We start from the raw sequence: 21,966 nt of genomic DNA, 5'->3' as shown, positions 1-21,966 counted from the left end.
AGTCAGCCGGCCGTGTCAGTTCGACGGAGAGAGTTCGACGCGCATGGCAACCCGCTCCCCCAGCGCGTCCAAGCCGAGCTGCTTTTCGTGCTCGCGCAGTTCGCCCAACTCACCGCGGGGACTGAGCACTTCGGTAAAACCGCAGCTCCGGTAGAACGGAGCGTTGAACGGCACCCCGGCAAAGGTGCACAGCGTCATGGAGGTATATCCCTGCGTCCGCGCCCATGCCAGAGCTGCTTCCACCAGGGCCCGGCCCACTCCGGCGCCTGCCGCGTCGGGGTGCACGGAGAGCTGCTCCAGATGTGCCTGCCCGTCCACTTCTTCGAGCCTGGCAAACCCCACCGGCGGAGTTCCCGCCACCAGAAGGTGCAGGGCGGAACCCAGTTCGGCTGCGGAGGCCGGAGGCGGCAGAGGCAGCGAATCGACTCCGGAATCCCCGACGCCGGGCATCCCGGCCAGCAGGGTATCGGAGGCCGCCTCCAGTGCAGGCAGCAGGAGCAGATCCTCCGCTGCAGCTTCCCGAATGACAGGGACCACGCGGCGCATCAGCGGTCCCCCGCTTCCGTCCGACCTTCTCCCGCGTCCATCCGGCGGTCCCCCGCGTCCATCCGACCTTCGCCAGCATCCGTCCGCCGCGCAGCGGCCAGGAACTCGCGGATGGCCTTCCGGCCCGCGCCGGTATCCTGCGGGCGGTGGTTTCCGCCGACCTGCCGGTGCTCGGCCCCGGTGGACACCAGGAAATCCGCAACTTCCTCGTACAGCGGCTCCCATCCGCCGGTGAGCACAAGAGTGGGCACGCCGGGAACAATGTCGAGCGGCGCTTCCCAGGGCGGAGTCTGCAGGCGCAGCCGGGCAGCCGACCGCCTGGCGGCTTCGTCGGCCGGAGCGGTATGGCCCGGCCGGGCGGCACGGCCCGCTGCGGCGGCCTCGACGGCAAAGACACGGCGGACAAACTCGCGCTCAAAATCTTCGTCGCTCATATCCGGCGCGGCGTCAAAGAGCGGCTGCAGCAGTTCCCGGTGGGCAGCGGTGGCCGGGAGGTCACGGGTCAGCGAGAACACCGCCGGCTCGCACAGGATCAGCGAATACACCCGGCCCGGATCCCGCAGCGCGGCCAGCATCGCCGGAATGGCGCCTGCGGAATGCGCCACCAGATGGCCACCCTCGCCCAGGGCCTCCCGGATTATGGCGATGTCAGCCTCCAGATCCGGCGCCTGCGGCTCCTCGACGGCGTCGAATCCGTGCCGCTTGATAAACAGGCAGTCGTAGTTCAGCGCCAGTCCGTGCTGCCGCGGCCAGGCCGCCGCGCCGAAGCTGCCGGCGCCGTGCACAAACACCACTCGTTCAGAAGGCATGCGGGACTCCTAACGTCCAAGAATTTCGGAGAAGCCGGCCACCGGCGGCATCATCCGACGGGACGACGGCGGTACAGCCGGTTCCCCGGCAGTGCTCCTGCCGTCCACCAGTTCGGTCACCGTGCCAAGGTCCAACGCCTCCAGCGCGCCGGCAATCCTGCGGGCTGACGCGCCGCCCAGTACCTCGGCGCAGTCCGGCACCGATACAAAGCGGGCTTCCCGTTCACCGCCGGCGGCAGTGAACCCGGCGACCGAGGTGGCCAGCGCCCCGCCGTCGTACACAAACGCGATGGAGTCGCCCTGGCTGCCGGGCCGCGCCGCGCCGGGACGTGCCCCGGACTGCGCTCCCGCCTGGATGTAGTCCAGCACCAGAACGCGGCCGACGCCGAGCTCCAGTCCCAGCGTCGAGGCAATGATGCGCCGGGCCGCGGAGCGCGGATCCTCTCCGCCCAGGACGACGCCGCCGGGAAGCTCCCAGCTGCCGGCGCCGGAGCGCAGCAGCAGCACGCGGCCGTCGATGCTGCGGATCAGGGCGGCGGCAGTGGTGCTGCGCTTGAACACGGATCCGTAGAACCCGCTCAGTCCCTGTGCTGCCACACTGGCCTCTTCCCTGGATTGCCTCGCCGGTGGACCGGCCGGATCCGGCTGAATCCGCTTTTAAACAGACACCGCCGGACGGGTGGTCCGGCGGTGTCCAGCGTAATCCGTTACTTGCCCAGGAACTTCTCGAAGCCCTTGGGGAGGTTCAGGGACGACGGGTCGAAGTCCGTGTCCTGGGCTCCGAAGGCGCTGCCCGTGGGAAGCGCCTTGCGGGCTCCCGCGCGCCGGGCCTCGGCTTCGGCCAGCTCCTGGGCTGCCTTGGCCGGGTTTCCGGAACGGGCTTTCTTCTTGCCCTTGGACGCCTGCTGCTTCTTGCGCGAACCGCTGAACCCGCCGGGTCCGGCCATTCCCGGCATCCCCGGCATGCCGCCGCCGGCAGCCATCTTCTTCATCATCTTCTGGGCCTGCACAAAACGCTCCAGCAGGCCGTTGACCTCGGACACGTGCACGCCGGAACCGCGGGCGATGCGGGCGCGGCGGGAACCGTTGATGATCTTCGGCGCGACCCGCTCGTGCGGGGTCATGGACCGGACAATGGCCTCGACGCGGTCAATTTCACGCTCGTCAAAGTTCTCCAGCTGCTCACGCATGCCGGCGGCGCCGGGCATCATCATGAGCATCTTCTTCATGGAGCCCATCTTGCGCAGCTGCTGCATCTGCATCAGGAAGTCATCCAGGGTGAAGTCTTCCTGGTCGGCGAACTTCTTCGCCATCCGGGACGCTTCGTCCTTGTCCCAGTTCTGCTCGGCCTGCTCGATCAGCGTCAGGACATCGCCGAGGTCCAGGATGCGGCTGGCCATGCGGTCCGGGTGGAAAACCTCGAAGTCGGTGAGGCCTTCACCGGTGGAGGCGAACATGATGGGCTTGCCGGTCACAGACGCGACGGACAGGGCGGCACCGCCGCGGGCGTCGCCGTCGAGCTTGGTCAGGACCACGCCGGTGAAGTTGACGCCTTCGTTGAACGCCTGCGCCGTGTTGACGGCATCCTGGCCGATCATGGCGTCAATGACGAAGAGGACTTCGTCAGGGTTGATGGCGGCGCGGATGTCCGCGGCCTGCTGCATCAGTTCGGCGTCCACACCCAGGCGGCCGGCGGTGTCAACGATGACGACGTCGTACAGCTTGGTGCGCGCTTCCTCGATGCCCTGGCGGGCGACGGCGACCGGATCGCCGGTGGCGGACTCGAACTCGGAGGAGACACCCGGGTGCGGTGCATAAACCGGCACGCCGGCGCGTTCGCCGTTGACCTGCAGCTGCTTGACGGCGTTCGGGCGCTGAAGGTCGGCCGCGACAAGCAGGGGGCTGTGGCCCTGGCTCTTGAGGTGCTTGGAGAGCTTGCCGGCGAGGGTGGTCTTACCGGCACCCTGCAGGCCCGCGAGCATGATGACCGTGGGCGGGTTCTTCGCCAGGCGCAGCCGGCGGGTCTCCCCGCCGAGGATCCCGACGAGTTCCTCGTTCACGATCTTGACGACCTGCTGACCCGGGTTCAGGGCCTGGGAAACCTCGAGACCGAGGGCGCGCTCCTTGACGGAGGCGGTGAAGGCACGGACCACGGGCACCGCGACGTCGGCGTCGAGCAGGGCGCGGCGGATCTCGCGGACTGTGGCGTCGACGTCGGCTTCGGTCAGTTTGCCCTTACCGCGAAGGTTCTTGAAGGTTGTAGTCAACCGGTCAGACAGTGAATTGAACACGTGCCGCGCACTTCTTTCGTCAGATCTTCGCCATGTTTGGCAGGCCCAGCTGTTAAGGGTACCAAGGCAGGTTGAGTATTTGCCGCAAAACTCTTAGCGGTTCAGCGCCGCCGGTGGCAGGCTGGAGACATGACTGAAACTTCACCTCTTCGCACCCTGATGATTCTCGGCGGCACCGGAGACCTTGCGCAGCGTCTGCTGCTGCCCGGACTGGGCCAGCTGATCGGCAGCGGCCGGGCGCCCGATGACCTGCGCGTCGTCGGCTCCGGTTCCAGGGACTGGACCGATGAAACCTGGCAGGACCTGCTGAAGGAGTCCTTCGCCGCTGCGCGCAGCGAGGCCGACGACGACGGCCGGGAAGCGCTCGATGCCGCTGTCCGGAACGGCAGCTACCTGCAGGTGGACCTGAAGGATCCGGAGCGGCTGGTCCGGGACATCCAAAGCCTGGACGCGCCGCTGGCCGTGTACTTCGCGCTGCCGCCGGAGGTTACGCAGTCCACGGTGGCGGCATTGAAGCCCGGGGACCTGCCCGAGGAGACCCGGCTGGTGCTCGAAAAGCCCTTTGCCAGCGACGAGGCCTCGGCGCGGGAGTTGAACCGGCTGCTGGCGGAGCTGGTCCCCGAGAGCCACGTGTACCGGGTGGACCATTTCCTGGGCATGGCCACCGTGATGAACGTCCTCGGGCTGCGGTTCACCAATCGGATCCTGGAGCCGGTGTGGAACAACCTGCACATTGAGCGCGTGGAGATCCTCTTTGACGAGGAACTTGGACTCGAGGACCGGGCGAAGTACTACGACGGCGCCGGCGCCCTGCGGGACATGATCCAGAGCCACCTGCTGCACACCATGGCCGTCATCGCGATGGGCGCCCCCGCAACCCTGGGTGAGCGGGACGTGCGGGATTTGATCGCGGCCACACTGCGTGCCTCCTCGGTGCCGCAGGACTATCAGCACAGCACCCGCCGCGCCCGCTGGACTGCCGGGGAGATCAACGGCGAAGGGGTCCAGGCGTACGCCGACTCCCCCGGAGTGGACCCGGACCGGGAAACGGAAACGCTGGCCGAAGTCGAAATCCGGATCGAAAACGACCGCTGGGCCGGGGTGCCGTTCATCCTGCGTTCGGGCAAGGCACTGGGCAAAAACCGGCAGGAGGCCGTCATCACCTTCAAACCGGTGAGCCACCTGCCCAACGGATTCACCGGGACGGCAGGGGACGCATCCCGGCTCCGGATCTCTTTTGCTCCGGCCAGGCTGGAACTGGAACTGAATGTGAACGGACCGGAGAACGTCTTCACCCTGGAGCGGACCGGGCTCAGCGCTCCCATGCACAAGTCCGCACTGACCCCGTACGGCGAGGTCCTGGCCGGGATCCTCTCCGGTGACCCGCTGGCCTCCGTGCGTGCTGATATTGCGGAGGAATGCTGGCGGATCGTCGATCCGGTGCTCAAAGCCTGGGCCGACGGCGAGGTGCCGCTGAAAACGTATCCCGCCGGAACCATGGGCCCTCCGGAGTGGGAGAGCAGCCGCGCGGAGCTGTAACGGAGTACGTCTTTCGGTTGCACCGAGCTGCACAGGTTCCCACCCTCTGTAGCCTTGCAGGGCGGGATGGACCACAAGAGGCTACAACCGCCCCAAAGAGTGGGAACGCGTGCACGGAGCAGGCTGACGCGGCGGCATAGCCATCCCTCGCAGCACATCCGCGGGGCGACGGCAGGAAAGCAGCCCTGAGGACGCGACTCCACCCCGGCGTGAACACAGGAAGACCCCCGGAGCTGCGGCGGCGAGCCGCAGTTCCAAGGGGTCTTCCTGTCCTACTCGGTCTTCCTGTTTTGCTGTGTGCCAAGGACCGGTCCAAGGGCCCAGAGACCGCCGACCGGCCCGGAGGTCAGAGACCTAGAGCGCGGAGTCTCCCCGCTCCCCGGTGCGGACCCGCAGCGCTTCCTCCACGTTGACCACCCAGACCTTGCCGTCCCCGGCCCGCCCGGTGTTGGCGGTGGAAACCAGCACATCCACGATGTCGTTGAGCCATTCGTTGGCCACCAGGACCTCGATGCGGATCTTCGGCAGCAGGTCCACGGTGTATTCGGCTCCGCGGTAAACCTCGGTGTGTCCGCGCTGGCGTCCGTAGCCGTTGGCCTGGCTCACGGTCAGGCCCTGCACCCCGTAGCTTTCCAGGGACCCGCGGACGGCGTCGAGCTTTTCCGGGCGGACAATGGCGGTTACCAGCTTCATGAGTTCACCGTTTCCTTGGTAGAGGTGCGCGCGGAGTCCGGGAAGGGCCGGAAGGATCCGCCCACGCCCAGCCCGCCGAATTCGTAGGCAGTTTCGGCGTGTTCGCTCAGGTCCACGCCGTTGACTTCGGAATCCTCGGACACCCGGAAGCCAATGGTCTTGTGGATGGCCAGGCCAATGATCAGTGTCAGGACTGCGGAGAAGATGATGGCGACGACGGCGGCCACCACCTGCGCGCCCAGCTGCGCAAAGCCGCCGCCGTAGAACAGGCCGCCGCCCTCGCCCTCAACCGGGAGGGCAATGAAGCCCAGGGCCAGGGTGCCGGCAATGCCGGCGACCAGGTGCACGCCCACCACGTCCAGGGAGTCGTCGTAACCCAGCTTGTATTTCAGGCCGACGGCGAGCGCTGACAGGATTCCTGCCACCAGGCCCAGGCCGACGGCGCCGAGCGGGCTGACGCTGGCGCAGGCCGGGGTGATGGCCACCAGTCCGGCGACGATGCCCGAAGCGGCACCCAGCGACGTCGGGCGTCCGTCCCGGAAACGTTCGGTCAGCAGCCAGCCGACCATTGCCGCAGCCGGGGCCGCCATGGTGTTGATCCAGATCAGTCCGGCTTCCTCGGCAGAGCCGGCGGCGCCGCCGTTGAAACCGAACCAGCCGAACCAGAGCAGCGTGGCACCGAGCATCACGAAGGGAATGTTGTGGGGGCGCTGGCTCGGATCCTTGCCGAAGCCCTTGCGCTTGCCGATGATCAGGGCCAGGACGAGCGCCGCGACGCCTGCATTGATGTGCACCACGGTGCCGCCGGCGAAGTCGATGGCCTCGCCCACCACTGAACCGATAGCTCCCTCTTCGCCCAGCAGGCCGCCGCCCCAGACCATGAAGGCCACCGGGCAGTAAACCAGGGTGACCCAGACCGGCACGAAAACGGCCCAGGCACTGAACTTGGCCCGGTCCGCAATGGCGCCGCTGATCAGTGCCACCGTGATGATGGCGAAGGTGGCGCCGTAGCCGGCGCTGATGAGGTCCTCGGTGCCGATCAGGGACTCAAGCCCGAAGGAGGTGAAGGGATTGCCGAACAGACCGCCCACACCGTCGCCGCCCGTCATGGAGAAGCCCCACAAAACCCAGACGACTCCGACCAGCCCGATGGACACGAAACTCATCATCATCATGTTCAGTGCGGCCTTGGCGCGGGTCATCCCGCCGTAAAAGAATGCCACTCCGGGCGTCATGAGCAGCACCAGTGCCGCCGAAACCATCACCCAGACGTGACCTGCTGACAGATCCATCTTCACGTCCCTTCACCTGCTGCGGGCCCTTCCCGCACCATGAACTGTGCCGGGGCAAGATTTCGGGCTCCGCCCGGGATGATTGCCGGAACATTACAAACCGCCCGCTGATGTAAAAACTCCGCGTCGGCGATGTTTCCGCAGCATTTCGCCGGGCATGAGCAGGCATCTCGCCTGGTCGGATACCGACCTTCGAGCGGTCTCCACGGGACGCGGCAGAGGCCGGCGGAGGGGCAGAAAACAGGACCGGAGGCAGCCCCGGCTCCGGACGGTCCACCGTCCGCCCGCGGCTAGGATGGTCCCTAAGTCTCACTACCGGAGGTACAACCTTTATGCCCGAGCAGTCTCCCTTCTCCGGCGGTCCAGATTCCCTGGCCGCCGAAGACGGCAACAATCAGCGACCAGGCAGGAACAGGAAGAAGCCGTGGATTATCTCCGGTGCGGCACTGGCGATAGTGCTGGCGGCAGGCGCCGTCGTCGCCCCCATGGTCCTGGACGATGAGGCTGCACCTGCGGCAGCTCCCTCCCCCACCGGCACCCCCTTCACGATGACGCCGAAGCCGGAGCCCACGCTGCCGCCGGCTCCCGCCGTGAACTACTACGAGCAGGCGGGCCCTCCGGCCGGTTCACCGCTGAACCCCGTGGAGCCGCTGAGCATCAGCGTGATTCCGGAAACCACGGGCACGTCCCTGCCCGCCGGGCTGATCGGGCTCTCCCTGGAAGCCACGGACCTGGCGGACCCGTCATTGAGCGGCGACAACGCGGAAATGGTCCAGTCGATCTCCGGGCTGGGCCGGCCGATGCTGCGCTTCGGCGGAAATGCCGTGGACCGCCGGTTCTTCTGGACCTCCGCCGGCGAAGCCATTCCCGGCAATCTCTCCGGCGACAAGGCACACCCCGTGCGCGCCGTGACCCCGGCGGACCTGGAACGGGTCAACACGCTGCTGGAAGCCGTGGACGGGCAGATCGCCCTCACCGTGGATCTGGGCAACTACGACCCGGCCCGTGCCGCGGACATGACCAAGTTCGCCGCAGCAACCTTCGGCGAGCGCCTGGTCGGCATCACCGTGGGCAACGAACCCAACGGATTCGCCAAGACCGGCCTGCGGCCCTCCGGCTACGGCGTTCAGGACTACCTGACGGAACTGCAGGCCTATGCGACGGCCATGCACGCCGTCGCACCCACAGTGCCGATCGTGGGCCCGGGCACCTACGAGCAGTCCTGGTGGGGCCCGTTTGCCGAAGTGGAACTGCCGCAGAAGAAGATCCTGTCCTTCCACCACTACCCGCTCTCCTCCTGCGAAGGCACCGATCCGCTCGGAGAGCCCGTCATGGGCGCGCTGGTCACCCGGCACATCCACGACCATGCCAACAATTTCCGCGGCGCGGCACTGGAACCGGCCGTCGCGGCCGGCATCGAAACCTGGATTCCGGAAACCGGCGTCTCCGCCTGCCCCGGCTCCAACGAGACCACCAAGACCCATGCCTCGGCGCTCTGGAGCGCCGACTACGCGCTGAGCGCGGCCCAGCTCGGGGTGACCCGGGTCAGCTTCCACAGCTCGCTGCTGACCTGCAAGGGCGGCCCGCCCATGTCCGCCATCTGCGCCGGCGGCGAATACCTCCAGCCCAACGGCGTGGTGGACGAACGGGCCAATTACTACGGCCTGTCCATGGTTGGCGAATTGGAGCCCGGCGAGTTCCTGAAGCTGGACACCGCCGCCACCGGTCTGGCCTACCCGTACGCGGTGCGCCACGCAGACGGCAGCATCAGCGTGGTGGTGGTCAACAACAACAACCCCGAGACCGACGCCCAGACCCAGGTCAGCCTCGAGCTGCCGGGCAAGGCCCTGACCGGCACGATGTCCCAGATGACCGGCCCGTCCTACGCGGCCCAGGACGGCACGCTGATCGACGGCGCCGCCGCCGAAGGCACCCCGGCCGCCGAGCGGCTGACCCTACCCGGGTTCGAGTACGGATCCAGCACGCAGTCCTTCCCGCTGACTGCCGGAACGGTCACGGTCCTGAACTTCACGTTCTAGCCGGGCACTGCCCCACGTTCCACGGGGCGGGACCACAACCTGCAGCACAAGCAGCCTGCAGCACACGACAAAGGGCTCCGCACTTCCCCTCGGAAGTGCGGAGCCCTTTGTCGTTCCTGCGGCGGTGCCGGGGCACGCGCCCCGCGGGTCCTAGCCCAGCAGTGCGTCCACGAAGCCCTCGGCGTCAAACACGGCCAGGTCATCGGCGCCTTCACCGAGGCCGATCAGCTTGACCGGCACACCCAGGGTGCGCTGGATGGCGACGACGATGCCGCCCTTGGCAGTTCCGTCCAGCTTGGTCAGCACAATGCCGGTGATGTTCACGACCTCGGAGAAGACCTTCGCCTGCATCAGGCCGTTCTGGCCGGTGGTGGCGTCCAAAACCAGCAGGACCTCGTCCACCTCGGCCTGCTTTTCGATGACGCGCTTGACCTTGCCCAGCTCGTCCATCAGGCCAACCTTGTTCTGCAGGCGCCCGGCGGTGTCGATCAGGACCACGTCCACTTCGCCGTCGATCCCGGCCTTGACGGCTTCAAAGGCCACGGAGGCCGGATCGGCGCCGTCGACGTCGGACTTCACGGTGGGAACGCCCACGCGCTGTCCCCAGGTGGCCAGCTGCTCGGCGGCCGCCGCGCGGAAGGTGTCAGCGGCGCCCAGCAGGACGTCCTTGTCCTCGGCGACCAGGACACGGGCGAGCTTGCCGACCGTGGTCGTCTTGCCGACGCCGTTCACGCCCACCACCATGACGACGGCGGGCTTGTCCGCGTGCCGGGTGACGGCCAGGGAACGGTCCATGGTCGGATCCACGAGCTTGATCAGCTCCTCGCGGAGCATCTGGTGCACTTCCTGCGGATCCCGGCTGCCGGAAATCTTGACCCGCTCGCGCAGGGCGTCCACCAGTTCCATGGTCGGTTCGGTGCCGAGGTCCGCCAGCAGCAGCGTTTCCTCGATCTCGTCCCAGACATCCTCGTCAATCTTGTCGCTGGACAGCAGCGCCAGCAGCGCCTTGCCCAGCGCGTTGTTGGACTTGGCGAGCCGTGCGCGCAGACGGGCCAGCCGGCCCTGCACCGGCTCCGGGGTTTCCACCGCCGGAGCTTCGGGAGCGGGAGCCGCTTCCTCCAGGTCGCGCAGGTCATCGGGGACGACGACGTCGGTGTCCGCCGGGGGCGCGGTGCCCGCGGGCGGCGCATCCAGGACATCGGTGCCGGCCGCATGCGCGCCCGATCCGGTCACCGGATCATTGGCATCACGGGTGGTGGGATACATCCCCTTGGGGGTTCGGCGGGTCCGCACCAGCAGCGCTGCCACGGAACCGACTACCGCAAGGGCAAGGACCACATAGATCACAATCGAAAGAGTCTCATTCACGCTCTCCAGCATGTCACACCGGTGTGTTTCCGGGCACCCGGAAGGCACCTGCCGCCGGTCCGCCGCGGCCGGGACAGGGATCCCCGGAATCCGCGCCGGTCTGAGAGAATCTAGGCATCATGGTTCGTGCTCCCCGTCTCGCGATACCGCGGGAAATCAAAGTCCTCATTGCCGCCGCCTTCGTGATCGCCCTGGGCTTCGGCCTCGTGGCCCCGGTGCTGCCGCAGTTCGCCCAAAGCTTCAACGTCGGTGTTGCCGCTTCCTCCGTCATTGTCAGTGCCTTCGCCTTCACCCGGCTGGTCTTTGCACCGGCCGGCGGCGCCCTGCTGGAAAAGTTCGGCGAGCGCCCGGTCTACATCGCCGGGCTGCTCATCGTCGCCGTGTCCACCGCGGCCTGCGCCTTTGCCGGCAGCTACTGGCAGCTGCTGATCTTCCGCGGCCTCGGCGGCATCGGGTCCACCATGTTCACCATTTCGGCCATGGCCCTGATCATCCGGCTCGCCAAACCCTCCGTGCGCGGACGGGTCTCCAGCGCCTATGCCTCCTCCTTCCTGCTGGGCAACATTGCCGGCCCGCTCGCCGGCGGCCTGCTGGCCGGCTTTGGCCTGCGGGTGCCGTTCCTGGTGTATGCGGCAGCGCTGGTGCTGGCCGCCGGCGTCGTCGCCGTCCACCTCAAGGACGCGCGGCTGGCCGAGGGCGAGACCAAGCCCGCGCCCCGTCCGGTGCTGACGGTCCGCGAGGCGCTGGGCGACTCCGCGTACCGGGCCGCGCTGGCCTCGAGCTTCGCCAACGGCTGGTCCTCCTTCGGCGTGCGCAACTCGCTGCTGCCGCTGTTCGCGGCCGCCGCCCTGACCGCCGGCCCGGAAATCGCCGGCATCTCGCTGACCGCGTTTGCCGCCGGCACCGCCGTCGTCCTGACCTTCTCCGGGCGGCTGGCAGACAGCTGGGGCCGGCGCCCGCTGGTGCTGACCGGCCTTGCCGTGAACGCCCTGGCCACCGCCGCCATCGGCTTCAGCACCAATGTGCCGATGTTCCTGGTGGTTTCGGCCATCGCCGGCATGGGCACCGGCCTGCTGAACCCGGCGCAGCAGGCCGCCGTCGCCGACGTGGTGGGCAATGACCGCAGCGGCGGAAAGGTGCTGGCCACCTTCCAGATGGCCAGCGACAGCGGCGCCATTGTTGGCCCCATCCTGGCCGGACTGCTGGCGGATTACCTGGGCTTCAGCTGGGCCTTCGGTGTCACCGGAGCCATTGTCATCATGGCGTGCTTCGCCTGGATCGGCGCCCGGGAAACACTGGAACCCGAAGCCAGCGCACCGGCTCCGGGTGTTCCGCCGGAGACGGCACCCGATTCGCCCGCAGGCCCCGGGGCAGCGCGGGGAGCCGCCCAGCACGCAGCGCCGGGAACCGAGCCCGACCCAACGCCGGGAACCGAGCGGCCGGCCAAGCCCGCATCCGCCCCGTCACCGGACGCGCAGGCCGGGCCGCCCCGCACTACGATCGAAGAATGAAGCCTTTCCTGCTGCTGGCCTCCCGGGCCGAAGACGACGCCGCCGTCGAAGAATATGAAGCGTTCCTGCGCTTCGGCAACCTGCTGCCCGAGCAGCTGCACCGGATCCGGCTCGAGGCCGGACCGCTGCCCCGCATCGATCTGGACCGGTACAGCGGCATCTTTGTCAGCGGCAGCCCGTTCAACGCCAGCGACCCGGACAGCACCAAGTCGGAGCTGCAGCTGCGGGTGGAAAGCGAATTGGGTGAGCTGCTCGATGAGGTGGTGGAGCGGGACTTTCCGTTCCTGGGTGCCTGCTACGGCGTAGGAACGCTCGGCCGGCACCAGGGCGGAATTGTTGACCGGCAGTTCGGCGAGGCAATCGGCGCGGTGGACATCAAACTCACCGGCGAGGGCAGGCTCGATCCCCTCCTGCAGGGAGTTCCGGATTCCTTCACGGCCTTTGTGGGCCACCGCGAGGCCATCTCGGCGCTGCCGCCCAACGCCGTGAACCTGGCCGGCTCCGCCACCTGCCCGGTGCAGATGTTCCGGATCCGGGAGAATCTCTACGCCACGCAGTTCCATCCCGAACTGGACGTTCCGGGGCTGCTCACCCGGATCACCGTTTACCGGCACGCCGGGTACTTCCCGCCCGAGGAGGCCGACGCCGTCCGCGACTCCGTGCGCGGAGCGGACGTCAGCGTTCCGCCGCTGATCCTGCGCAACTTTGTGCTCCGGTATGCACGCGAGGACTCCCGCTAGGACAAGCCGGGCGGTGCCGGGAAGCCCGGCTGAATAGTCCCCGGCGAGTAGTCCCGGGCACCGGAAAGCCGGGCCGTCCCCTGCGGGACGGCCCGGCTTCGGTTCTGCCTGTTCCTACTTCTGGTCGTCTTTCTTGCCGTCAACGGCGTCCTTGGCCTTGTCCTTGACCTGGTCAACCTTCTCCGGGTTGTCCTTTGCCGCGTCCTTGGCCTTGTCTGCCATACCGCCCAGATCTGCCATGATCCTGCCTTCCTCTCAACGGTCCGAGGCCCGCACTTTCAAGGGCTCGGTCTGATACACCTATCCTGCACCGCCGCGGCCGTTGGTGACCCGCGTAGCGGCATCTTTTTGGTCCGGCGCCTGCAGGCCGGCCTCAGACCGCAGCCGGGTACTAGGCGGCAGGTCCGGCGGCTTTGTCCAGCCGCTGGCTGATCACCGTGGAGACGCCGTCGCCCTGCATCGTCACCCCGTAGAGCGCATCGGCGACTTCCATGGTCCGTTTCTGGTGAGTGATGACAATCAGCTGGCTGGATTCCTTCAGCTCTTCGAAGATGGTGATGAGCCGGCCCAGGTTGGTGTCGTCCAGTGCGGCTTCCACCTCGTCCATGACGTAGAACGGCGAGGGCCGGGCCTTGAAGATCGCCACCAGCAGCGCCACGGCGGTCAGCGACCGTTCCCCGCCGGAGAGCAGGGAGAGCCGCTTGATCTTCTTGCCCGCGGGCCGGGCCTGGATCTCGATCCCCGTGGTCAGCATGTTGTCCGGATCGGTAAGCACCAGCCGGCCCTCCCCGCCCGGGAACAATGTGGCAAACACGCGTTCAAACTGCTCGGCGGTGTCGCGGTAGGCGGCGGTGAACACCTGTTCGACCTGCCGGTCCACATCCTTGATGATGTCCAGCAGGTCACGGCGGGTTGCCTTGAGGTCCTCCAGCTGGGTGCTGAGGAACGTGTGCCGTTCCTCCAGCGCGGCGAACTCCTCCAGCGCCAGCGGGTTGACCCGGCCCAGGGCGGCCAGGTCCCGCTCGGCCTGCTTGAGGCGCTTCTCCTGCGCCGCCCGGTCATAGGGCACCCCGGTCATCAGCGGGTTCCCGTCCTCATCCACCGGAGCGTGCAGCGCCGCCCACTTGTCGCCGCCGCCCTCCGCCGGACCCGGAACCGGAACCGGAACGGGCTGGTCAGGGCCGAACTCGGCCACCAGATGATCAGGGGTGAGGCCCAGCTCCTCGACGGCGCGGGCCTCCAGTGCCTCGACGCGCAGCTGCTGCTGCGCCCGAACTAGTTCGTCGCGGTGCACCGAATCGGTGAGCCGGGCGACTTCGGCGGCAGCATTAGCAGCCGTGGTCCGGACGGTTCCCAGTTCGGCATCCCACGCGGTGCGCACGGATTCGGCATGGTCGCGCTCGGCGGCCGCCGCTTCCAGGGACACCTCAAGGAAGCGCAGCACTTCACGCGCTGCCGCCGCGACGGCCGTTGCCTTCGCTGCCTGCAGGGCACGACGACGGGCGCGGACTTCCGCTGCGGCACGCGCCCGTCGTTCGCTCTCAGCGGCGCGTTCGAGTCCGGCAGCCCGGCCGGCCACCGCCTTGTGCTGTTCCTCCGCACTGCGCAGCGCGAGGCGGGCATCGGTTTCTGCGCGGCGGGCTGCGGCGGCCGTGAGCGCGAGCGCTTCCCGGTGTTCGGTAGACGGTTCCTCGTCGGCCGGGGCCTCGCCCGCGGCGGCCAGCCGGGCCGCAGCTGCAGCCAGCGCTTCCTGTTCCGCGGCAAGATTCTCCTCGGCCGCGCTCACCAGCCGCTGCAGGCGTTCGGACTCCCCGACGGCTGAGCGCAGCGCCGAACCCAGCGTCCCGAGCCGCTCGGCGACGGCGGCCAGCCGGGCATCGGAGTCGTGCAGGGCGGCCAGCGCCGCATCGGCTTTCGCCTGCGCGGCGTCCCGGCGGGCAACCGCACCGGAGAGGGCAAAGCCTGCCTGTTCGGACCGGGCGGCAGCAGCACGGATCCGTTCTTCGGTCTCTTCCACTGCTGCCTGCAGTTCAAGCAGGCCCGGAGCCGAAGCGGAGCCGCCGCGTCCGGCGTAAAGGGAGAGGACCTCTCCCCCGGCGGTGACGGCTTTCAGCTCCGGCCGGCCGGACAGTACGCGGGCGGCAGCGGCCAGCGACTCCACGATGACAACGCCGTCCAGCAGTTCCGCCAGTGTGCGCTGCAGCTCCTCCGGTGCCTGCACGGCGTCCAGCGCCCAGGTCGCCCCTTCCGCCGGGGCGGGACGGTGAGTTTTCCCGCCGGTACCGCCGCCGGCAGCCAGCACCAGGTCCACCTGGCCGCCGTCGTGCTCCCGCAGGTGGTCCAGGGCGCGCACTGCAGCACCGGTATCGGCCACCGCAACGGCTGCGGCGGCCGATCCCAGGGCCGCCGTCACGGCCCGTTCGCAGCCGGAACGGACGGTGAGCAGTGCCGCGAACGGTGCCAGCACGCCGTCCAGCCCTGAGTCCAGGAGCAGCGCCGACCCGTCCCTCCGGTCCAGACCCACGCGCAGGGCATCGCGGCGGGCGGTCAGGGTTTCGCGTTCGCGCTCGGCATCCTGTTTGGCGCGGCGCAGATCCTCCAGGGCCGCCGCGGCGGCATCAAGTTCGGCGAGGGCGTCTTCATACTCGGCGTCCAGTCCCTCTTCGCCTTCCTCGGCGCCAGCCGCGGAGTTCTCCAGGGCAGTGAATTCCTGCTGCGCCCGCCGGCGCCGTTCCTCGCCTTCGGTAATGGACGCACGCAGCCGGCCCAGCTCCGCCTCCGCGGCATCCACCCGGGAGCGGGCAGCGCCCACCGCACCGGAGATCCGGGCAAGGCCTTCGCGGCGGTCCGCTGCTGCCCGCAGCACGGCAGCCAGACGCTGCTCTTCGGCAGCGGCCTCGGCTTCCGCGGCGGCCCGGATTTCCTCGGCATCCTCCAGCGCACCGCGGCGTTCTTCGATGGTTTCCTGCAGTGCCGCAGCCTCAGCCCGGACCCGGCCGGCCTGCGCCTGCAGCCGTTCGGGGTCGGAGCCGGTTTCCTCCCGGTGCTCCGAGCTGCCCAGCAGGCGCCGCCGTTCCTCGGCCAGCGCCGCCAGGGACAGGTACCGCTCCCGCAGCGAGGACAGCCCGTACCAGGTGTCCCGCGCGGCGTTGACCCGGGGAGTTGCGGAGGCGGCAAGTTTTTCCAGCTCGTCCTGGCGGGCCCGGGCGGCGGCCAGGATCGCGGCGGCCTCGTCGCGCCGGGCGAGGAGCGCGGTTTCTTCGGCTGCATCCCGGGCCAGTGTCCCGGTCAGCGTCACCAGGTCATCGGCGAGCAGCCGGGCCCGGGCGTCGCGGGCGTCCTGCTGCACGGTGCGGGCGCGGCGCGCGACGGCGGCCTGCTTGCCCAGCGGTCCGAGCTGGCGGCGCAGTTCCGAGGTGAGGTCCGTCAGCCGGGCCAGGTTGGCCTGCATCGCGTCGAGCTTCCGCACTGTTTTTTCGCGGCGGCGGCGGTGCTTGAGGATCCCGGCGGCCTCTTCAATGAAGCCGCGGCGCTCGTCGGCGCCGGCGTGCAGGATCCGGTCCAGCTGGCCCTGCCCGACTATGACATGCATCTCACGGCCCAGTCCGGAATCGGAGAGCAGTTCCTGGATGTCCAGGAGCCGGGCGGGGGCACCGTTGATGGCGTACTCGGAGCCGCCGGCACGGAACAGGGTCCGGGAAATGGTGACTTCGGAGTATTCGATCGGCAGGGCGCCGTCGGCGTTGTCAATGGTCAGGGACACCTGGGCCCGCCCGAGTGCAGGGCGGCCGCTGGTGCCGGCGAAAATGACGTCCTCCATCTTCCCGCCGCGCAGTGTCTTGGCGCCCTGCTCGCCCATGACCCACGCCAGTGCGTCCACCACATTGGACTTCCCTGACCCGTTGGGCCCCACCACCGCGGTCACCCCGGGTTCGAACTCGAACGTGGTGGCTGATGCGAAGGATTTAAATCCACGCATGGTCAGCGTCTTCAAATGCACGTGGGCCAATCTTTCCTGCGGTCGGGTGATTCCTTAAATCTACTTGGTGCCTGAGACTTAACTGCAGTACTCGCAGAGCGTAATCGCGGCCCGCGCGTCCCTTGGGCCCCACAGGGAACGTAGGATTCTCTAAGGAACAAGTGAATCAGAACGTGGATGCAGGCTCCCCCCAGCCCGCCAGCGCGATCACTTCAGCAGGAGACAAGGCAGGCATTTTGACCGGGAACTTCAACTTCCAGCATAAGAACACGGCCCTTCTCAGCGTCACCAGCGTTGAAGCACCGGTAGTTATGACCTCAGCTGAATTCGATGAACGGCTGGCGCCGTCCCTCAAACGGCTCAGGCTCTCCAAGCGGCTTCTGGAGCGCGTGGCGGGGGTGAGCGAGCGGCGCTGGTGGTCTCCGGGCACGGACTTCGACGACGCCGCCATCGAGGCCGGCGCGAAGGCGATTGCCGAAGCGGGTGTCGAACCCTCCGAGATTGGCCTGCTGATCAACACCTCGGTGACGCGACGCAACCTTGAGCCGTCCGTCGCCGTCAAGATCCACAACGCCCTGGGTCTGCCGTCTTCGGCCCTGAACTTCGACCTGGCCAACGCCTGCCTCGGGTTCGTCAACGGCATGACCCTGGCCGCGAACATGATCGAATCCGGGCAGATCAAGTACGCCCTGATCGTTGCCGGCGAAGATGCGCAGGGCACGCAGGAGGCCACCTTCGCGCGCCTGAACAGCCCCGATTCCACCCGCGAGGACTACCTGCGCGAGTTCGCCACGCTGACCCTGGGCTCCGGCGCCGCAGCAGCCGTCATCGGCCGCGCCGACGAGAACCCCGGTTCCCACCGCATCATGGGCGGCGTGTCCCGGGCCGGCACGGAGCACCACGAGCTGTGCGTGGGCGGCGTCGACGGCATGTACACCGACACCAAGGGTCTGCTCGACGGCGGCCTGGAACTGGTCGTCAATGCCTGGGACGAGGCGCACGAAAAGGGCTGGAACTGGCGCTCCATGGACCGCTACGTCACCCACCAGGTGTCCAATTCCTACACCAATGCGATCATCAAGGCCGTGGACCTGGTCCGGGACCGCGTGCCGATCACCTTCCCGCGCTGGGGCAACGTGGGCCCGGCGTCGCTGCCGATGACCCTGGCCCAGGAATCCCGCACCCTGAACCCCGGCGACCGCGTCCTGTGCATGGGCGTGGGCTCAGGACTGAACACCATGATGATGGAGATTGCCTGGTGACCGAGCTGTGGCCCGGCGTCCCGGAATCCTGGTCTTCCCTGGTCCAGGTGCCCTCGACGGCGGCAGTTGACCGACCCGGAACCGTTCACAAGTGGCACATCCTCGACAACGCCGCCGACCTTGAGGCCCGCGGCGTCGAGCCGGCCGGCACGCTGCTCTGCGTGCACGGCAACCCCACCTGGTCCTACCTCTGGCGCACCCTGCTCGCGGCGGGTTCCGCTGCCGAGCAGCCGTGGCGGGTTATCGCCGTGGACCAGCTGGACATGGGCTTCTCGGCCCGCACCGGCGCCTTCCGCCGGCTCGAGGACCGCATCACCGACCTCGGCGACCTCACGCAGGAGCTGGGCCTGACCGGCAAGGTCGTCACCGTCGGGCATGACTGGGGAGGAATCATTTCGCTGGGCTGGGCGCTGCGGCACCGCAGCCAGCTCGCCGGCGTCGTCCTCACCAATACCGCGGTGCACCCGGCCGGCTTCGATGTTCCGCCGGCGCTGCGGCTGGCCCTGCACCCGGCCGTCCACGGCTGGGGCACCCGGGCCACCGACGCCTTCATCCGCGTCACCCACTCCCTCGCGCAGCCCGCACTGGCCGGGGATGTCCGTGCCGCGTTCTCCGCCCCCTACCGCAGCGCCGCCCGCCGCGACGGCGTCGCCAACTTTGTTGCCGACATCCCGGCCGAGTCCACGCACCCGAGCTGGCGCACCCTGAACCGGGTGGCCGAGGGCATCCGCCGGCTGGACGTTCCAGCGCTGATGCTGTGGGGACCGAAGGATCCGGTGTTCTCGGACCGCTACCTGCGGGACCTGATGGACCGCCTGCCGCACGCCGACGTGCACCGCTTCGAAGGCGCCAGCCACCTGCTGCCCGAAGACGTGGACATCACCGCGCCGGTCTTCGACTGGCTGCGCCGCGGCCCGGGCACCGAGAATGCCGAGCTGCGCGGCCGCGCTGCCGCAGGCCTCTCCGTCTTCCGGCCGATGCTGGCTGAACTGGACGAGCGCGACGGCGACAGCTCCCCCGCCGTCGTCGACATGGCCCCGCTGGGCGCACCCGCGGGCAGCGGCCCGGCCACTCTGTCCTGGACCGAGCTGGCGCACCGCGTCAACCGGCTGGCCGCCGGACTCTCCGCAGCCGGGGTCCGTCCCGGGGACCGCGTGAACCTGCTCGTGCCGCCGGGCATTGAACTCACCTCGCTGATTTACGCCTGCCTGCGGCTGGGCGCCGTGATCGTCGTTGCCGACGCCGGGCTGGGCACCAAGGGCCTGAGCCGCGCCATCAAGGGCGCCGGCCCGCAGTACATCATCGGCATTGAACGGGCACTGACCGGCGCACGGATGTTCGGCTGGCCCGGGGTTCGGATCAGCGCGCAGACGCTGCCGCCGCTCAAGGCACGGCTGCTGGGCGTGAAGCACTCGGTGCCTGAGCTGATTGCCGCCGGAGAAGATGCCGATGTTCCGTGGCTGCCGGAGCAGCCCGACACCGACGCCGCCGTGCTGTTCACCTCCGGGTCCACCGGCCCGGCCAAGGGCGTGGTCTACACGCACCGGCAGCTCACCGCCATGCGCGATGCGCTCAAAAACACCTACAACCTGCAGGCCGGGACGTCGCTGGTGGCCGGCTTCGCGCCGTTTGCGCTGCTCGGACCGGCGCTGGGCGCCACCTCCGTCACTCCGGACATGGACGTCACCTCGCCCCGCACCCTGACCGCGGCGGCACTGGCGGATGCGGCTGCCGCCGTCGGCGCCACCACCGTGTTCGCCTCTCCGGCGGCCCTGGTCAACGTCCTGGCCACCTCCGCGGAGCTGGGTCCGGACCAGCGCAAGGCCCTGGCCCGGGTGGAGCTGCTGCTGTCGGCCGGCGCGCCGATTCCGGAGCCGCTGCTGGCCCGGGTCTCCGCCCTGGCGCCGAACGCCGAGCTGCACACTCCCTACGGGATGACCGAGGCCCTGCCGATCACCGACATCAGCCTGGACGGGATCCGCGCCGCAGGAGTCGGCAACGGCGTCTGCGTCGGCACGCCTGTTTCCGGAGCCCTGGTGGCGATCGCCGAGCTGGCCCCGAACGGCATCGTCGGCGACACCGCGCTGGACGCCCCGGGCGTGACCGGGGAAATCCTGGTCTCCGCGCCGCACGTCAAGGACCGGTACGACCGGCTCTGGATCACCGAAGCCAAGAGCTCGTCACTGCCGGGCTGGCACCGCACGGGCGATGTGGGGCATCTGGACGAAGAGGGCAGGCTCTGGGTCGAAGGCCGGCTCGGGCACATCCTCACCACTCCCGACGGCGTGGTCACCCCCGTGGCGGGCGAGCAGGCCGCGGAGTCCGTGGCCGGCGTCGGGCGCGCCGCCCTTGTGGGCGTCGGCCCGGCCGGAACCCAGGTTCCGGTGGCCGTGCTGGAACTTCAGGAACCGGTGCGCCGGGCCGGCACCGCAGCGCCGGAGCTGACCGCCGCTGTGCGGACGGCCGTTGCCGCCGGAGCCGGGCTGGACCTGGCCGCCGTGCTGGTTCTGCCCGCTATGCCCACCGATATCCGGCACAATTCCAAGATTGACCGCACTGCCCTGGCTGGCTGGGCCGAGCAGGTCCTGGCCGGCGGACGGGCGCGGGTTCCCGGAACGGGCGGACGCAAATGAGCGCGGCAGACGGAACCGGGGCTGCCGAAGTGCCGGAGTCGAGTTCTGTTGGAATCCCGGGGCTGAGTGCGGTTGAGGCGCCGCGCCGGGTCCTGGTGACCGGTGCCAGCGGGCTGCTCGGCGGGGCCGTTGCACAGCTGCTGGCCGACAGAGGCCACAAGGTGCGCACCCTGCAGCGCACCCCCATGCCGCCGTTGTTCTCCGACCAGCCGTCCGACGGAAAGCCCGACGTCGGTTCGGCGTTTGAGTCCATCGCCGGCTCCGTCTCCGACCCGGCGGCCGTCGCCCGCGCTGTCGAGGGGATGGACGCCGTCGTGCATCTGGCTGCGAAGGTGTCCTTCACCGGCGAGTGGCAGGACTTCGTGGACACCAACATCACCGGAACGCGGACCCTGCTTGACGCGGCGAAGGCAGCCGGTGTCCGGGACTTCGTCTTTGTGTCCTCGCCGTCGGTGGCGCACTTCGGCGAGCCGATCGCCGGAGCGGACGCCGGCACCGCCGATCCGGACCGGGCCCGCGGTTTCTACGCCCGGTCCAAGGCTGCCGCCGAGCTGCTCGCCCTGGCCGAGGACTCCCCCGGCTTCCGAGTGGACGCCATCCGCCCGCACATCGTGTGGGGACCCGGCGACACGCAGCTGGTGGAGCGCGTCATCGACCGCGCCCGTGCCGGACGGCTGCCCCTGCTGGACGGCGGCACCGCCCTGATCGACACCACGTACATCAGCAACGCCGCTTCGGCCATCGTTCGCGGACTGGAGCGGATGGATTCCGCCCACGGGCAGGCGCTGGTGGTGACCAACGGACAGCCCCGTCCGGTCGGCGAGCTCATCGCCGGCATCTGCGCCGCGGCCGGGGTTTCCGCTCCCGCGTGGAGTGTTCCGGGCTGGGCGGCCCGCGGGGCCGGATCGGTGATTGAACGGGCCTGGCTGGCTGCCGGAACCCGCGGGCTGGTGCATGACGAGCCACCGATGACCCGGTTCCTGGCCGAACAACTGTCCACCTCGCACTGGTTTGACCAGCGCCGCACCCGTGAAGTGCTGGACTGGACGCCGGCGGTTACCGTGGAGGACGGCATGCGGCGGCTCGCAGCCCACTACGGCGGCACTGCGGCCTAGACCCCGCAGATGCGCCGGGCGTCGGTGCCGGGCATCAGTGCCGGTGCCGGTGCCGGTGCCGGTGCATCGTTGCCGGTGCGGGGCAGCCTCGGCGTCAGCGGCTCGTGTCCCGACCGTGCGCCCCGCATCCGCCGGTCCCCACTACTTCG

Annotated in this window: 17 protein-coding genes; 7 read left to right on the top strand and 10 right to left on the bottom strand. The window is 69.0% G+C overall.

Annotated features, from left to right (window positions below):
- Positions 1-15: 15 nt before the first annotated feature.
- The 4 genes from WKB88_RS12080 to ffh all read right to left on the bottom strand — a co-directional run bounded on the left by WKB88_RS12080 (position 16) and on the right by ffh (position 3,646).
- Entirely contained in the window at positions 16-546 is a 531-nt protein-coding gene (locus WKB88_RS12080; protein ID WP_341394808.1) for a GNAT family N-acetyltransferase, read from the bottom strand.
- Positions 546-1,355, bottom strand: coding sequence for an alpha/beta fold hydrolase (locus WKB88_RS12075; RefSeq protein WP_341394807.1), 810 nt, complete (start codon positions 1,353-1,355; stop codon positions 546-548). The genes WKB88_RS12080 and WKB88_RS12075 overlap by 1 nt, the downstream gene beginning before the upstream one ends.
- 9 nt (positions 1,356-1,364) lie before the next feature.
- A complete protein-coding gene (locus WKB88_RS12070) occupies positions 1,365-1,952 on the bottom strand; it encodes an NUDIX hydrolase (protein ID WP_341394806.1) in 588 nt (195 codons plus the stop codon).
- Between the two features lie 110 nt (positions 1,953-2,062).
- On the bottom strand, positions 2,063-3,646 hold the full coding sequence (gene ffh / locus WKB88_RS12065; RefSeq protein WP_341394805.1) for a signal recognition particle protein: 1,584 nt from the start codon (positions 3,644-3,646) through the stop codon (positions 2,063-2,065).
- 129 nt (positions 3,647-3,775) lie between these two features.
- On the opposite strand from ffh, the gene WKB88_RS12060 reads away from it, so the two are divergent.
- Positions 3,776-5,185: a glucose-6-phosphate dehydrogenase gene (locus WKB88_RS12060; protein WP_341394804.1), complete on the top strand. Its 1,410-nt coding sequence runs from the start codon at positions 3,776-3,778 to the stop codon at positions 5,183-5,185.
- Positions 5,186-5,539: 354 nt separating this feature from the next.
- On the opposite strand, the gene WKB88_RS12055 is transcribed toward WKB88_RS12060, so the two are convergent.
- A complete protein-coding gene (locus WKB88_RS12055; protein WP_104053827.1) occupies positions 5,540-5,878 on the bottom strand; it encodes a P-II family nitrogen regulator in 339 nt (112 codons plus the stop codon).
- Complete coding sequence (locus WKB88_RS12050; protein WP_341394803.1) at positions 5,875-7,170, bottom strand: ammonium transporter; 1,296 nt, start codon at positions 7,168-7,170, stop codon at positions 5,875-5,877. Before WKB88_RS12050 ends, WKB88_RS12055 begins: the two co-directional genes overlap by 4 nt.
- 332 nt (positions 7,171-7,502) lie before the next feature.
- Between WKB88_RS12050 and WKB88_RS12045 the strand changes: the two genes are divergently transcribed.
- Positions 7,503-9,209 (top strand): hypothetical protein, encoded by a 1,707-nt coding sequence (locus tag WKB88_RS12045; protein WP_341394802.1) that lies wholly within the window; start codon positions 7,503-7,505, stop codon positions 9,207-9,209.
- A gap of 150 nt (positions 9,210-9,359) precedes the next feature.
- Here WKB88_RS12045 and ftsY read toward each other — a convergent pair whose 3' ends face one another.
- Positions 9,360-10,577 carry a signal recognition particle-docking protein FtsY gene (gene ftsY / locus WKB88_RS12040; RefSeq protein WP_341394801.1) on the bottom strand — a complete coding sequence of 406 codons (1,218 nt, stop codon included), beginning with the start codon at positions 10,575-10,577 and terminating at the stop codon, positions 9,360-9,362.
- Positions 10,578-10,696: 119 nt separating this feature from the next.
- Here ftsY and WKB88_RS12035 point away from each other — a divergent pair, with 119 nt between their 5' ends.
- Both WKB88_RS12035 and WKB88_RS12030 read left to right on the top strand, forming a co-directional pair.
- The gene (locus tag WKB88_RS12035) at positions 10,697-12,088 is read left to right on the top strand and encodes an MFS transporter (RefSeq protein ID WP_341394800.1); all 1,392 of its coding nucleotides are present in this window, start codon (positions 10,697-10,699) and stop codon (positions 12,086-12,088) included.
- Entirely contained in the window at positions 12,085-12,828 is a 744-nt protein-coding gene (locus WKB88_RS12030; protein WP_341394799.1) for a glutamine amidotransferase, read from the top strand. Before WKB88_RS12035 ends, WKB88_RS12030 begins: the two co-directional genes overlap by 4 nt.
- A gap of 114 nt (positions 12,829-12,942) precedes the next feature.
- Here WKB88_RS12030 and WKB88_RS12025 read toward each other — a convergent pair whose 3' ends face one another.
- Together WKB88_RS12025 and smc are read right to left on the bottom strand one after the other, a co-directional pair.
- Positions 12,943-13,068 (bottom strand): hypothetical protein, encoded by a 126-nt coding sequence (locus WKB88_RS12025; protein ID WP_341394798.1) that lies wholly within the window; start codon positions 13,066-13,068, stop codon positions 12,943-12,945.
- 151 nt (positions 13,069-13,219) lie between these two features.
- On the bottom strand, positions 13,220-16,828 hold the full coding sequence (gene smc / locus WKB88_RS12020; RefSeq protein WP_341394797.1) for a chromosome segregation protein SMC: 3,609 nt from the start codon (positions 16,826-16,828) through the stop codon (positions 13,220-13,222).
- A 215-nt stretch (positions 16,829-17,043) separates the two neighbouring features.
- Between smc and WKB88_RS12015 the strand changes: the two genes are divergently transcribed.
- Genes WKB88_RS12015 through WKB88_RS12005 form a run of 3 tightly spaced genes read left to right on the top strand, consistent with a single transcriptional unit; the run spans position 17,044 to position 21,817 of the window.
- Entirely contained in the window at positions 17,044-18,069 is a 1,026-nt protein-coding gene (locus tag WKB88_RS12015) for a 3-oxoacyl-ACP synthase III (RefSeq protein WP_341395083.1), read from the top strand.
- On the top strand, positions 18,063-20,702 hold the full coding sequence (locus WKB88_RS12010; RefSeq protein ID WP_341395082.1) for an alpha/beta fold hydrolase: 2,640 nt from the start codon (positions 18,063-18,065) through the stop codon (positions 20,700-20,702). The genes WKB88_RS12015 and WKB88_RS12010 overlap by 7 nt, the downstream gene beginning before the upstream one ends.
- Complete coding sequence (locus tag WKB88_RS12005; RefSeq protein WP_341394796.1) at positions 20,699-21,817, top strand: NAD-dependent epimerase/dehydratase family protein; 1,119 nt, start codon at positions 20,699-20,701, stop codon at positions 21,815-21,817. The genes WKB88_RS12010 and WKB88_RS12005 overlap by 4 nt, the downstream gene beginning before the upstream one ends.
- Here WKB88_RS12005 and WKB88_RS12000 read toward each other — a convergent pair.
- Positions 21,814-21,945: a hypothetical protein gene (locus tag WKB88_RS12000; RefSeq protein ID WP_341394795.1), complete on the bottom strand. Its 132-nt coding sequence runs from the start codon at positions 21,943-21,945 to the stop codon at positions 21,814-21,816. The genes WKB88_RS12005 and WKB88_RS12000 overlap by 4 nt on opposite strands.
- Positions 21,946-21,966: the final 21 nt, after the last annotated feature.

The sequence above is a fragment of the Arthrobacter sp. G119Y2 genome, from assembly GCF_038069765.1.
In the GTDB taxonomy this organism is placed as follows: Bacteria; Actinomycetota; Actinomycetes; order Actinomycetales; family Micrococcaceae; genus Arthrobacter_B.
This window is presented reverse-complemented; position numbering and strand designations above follow the sequence as displayed.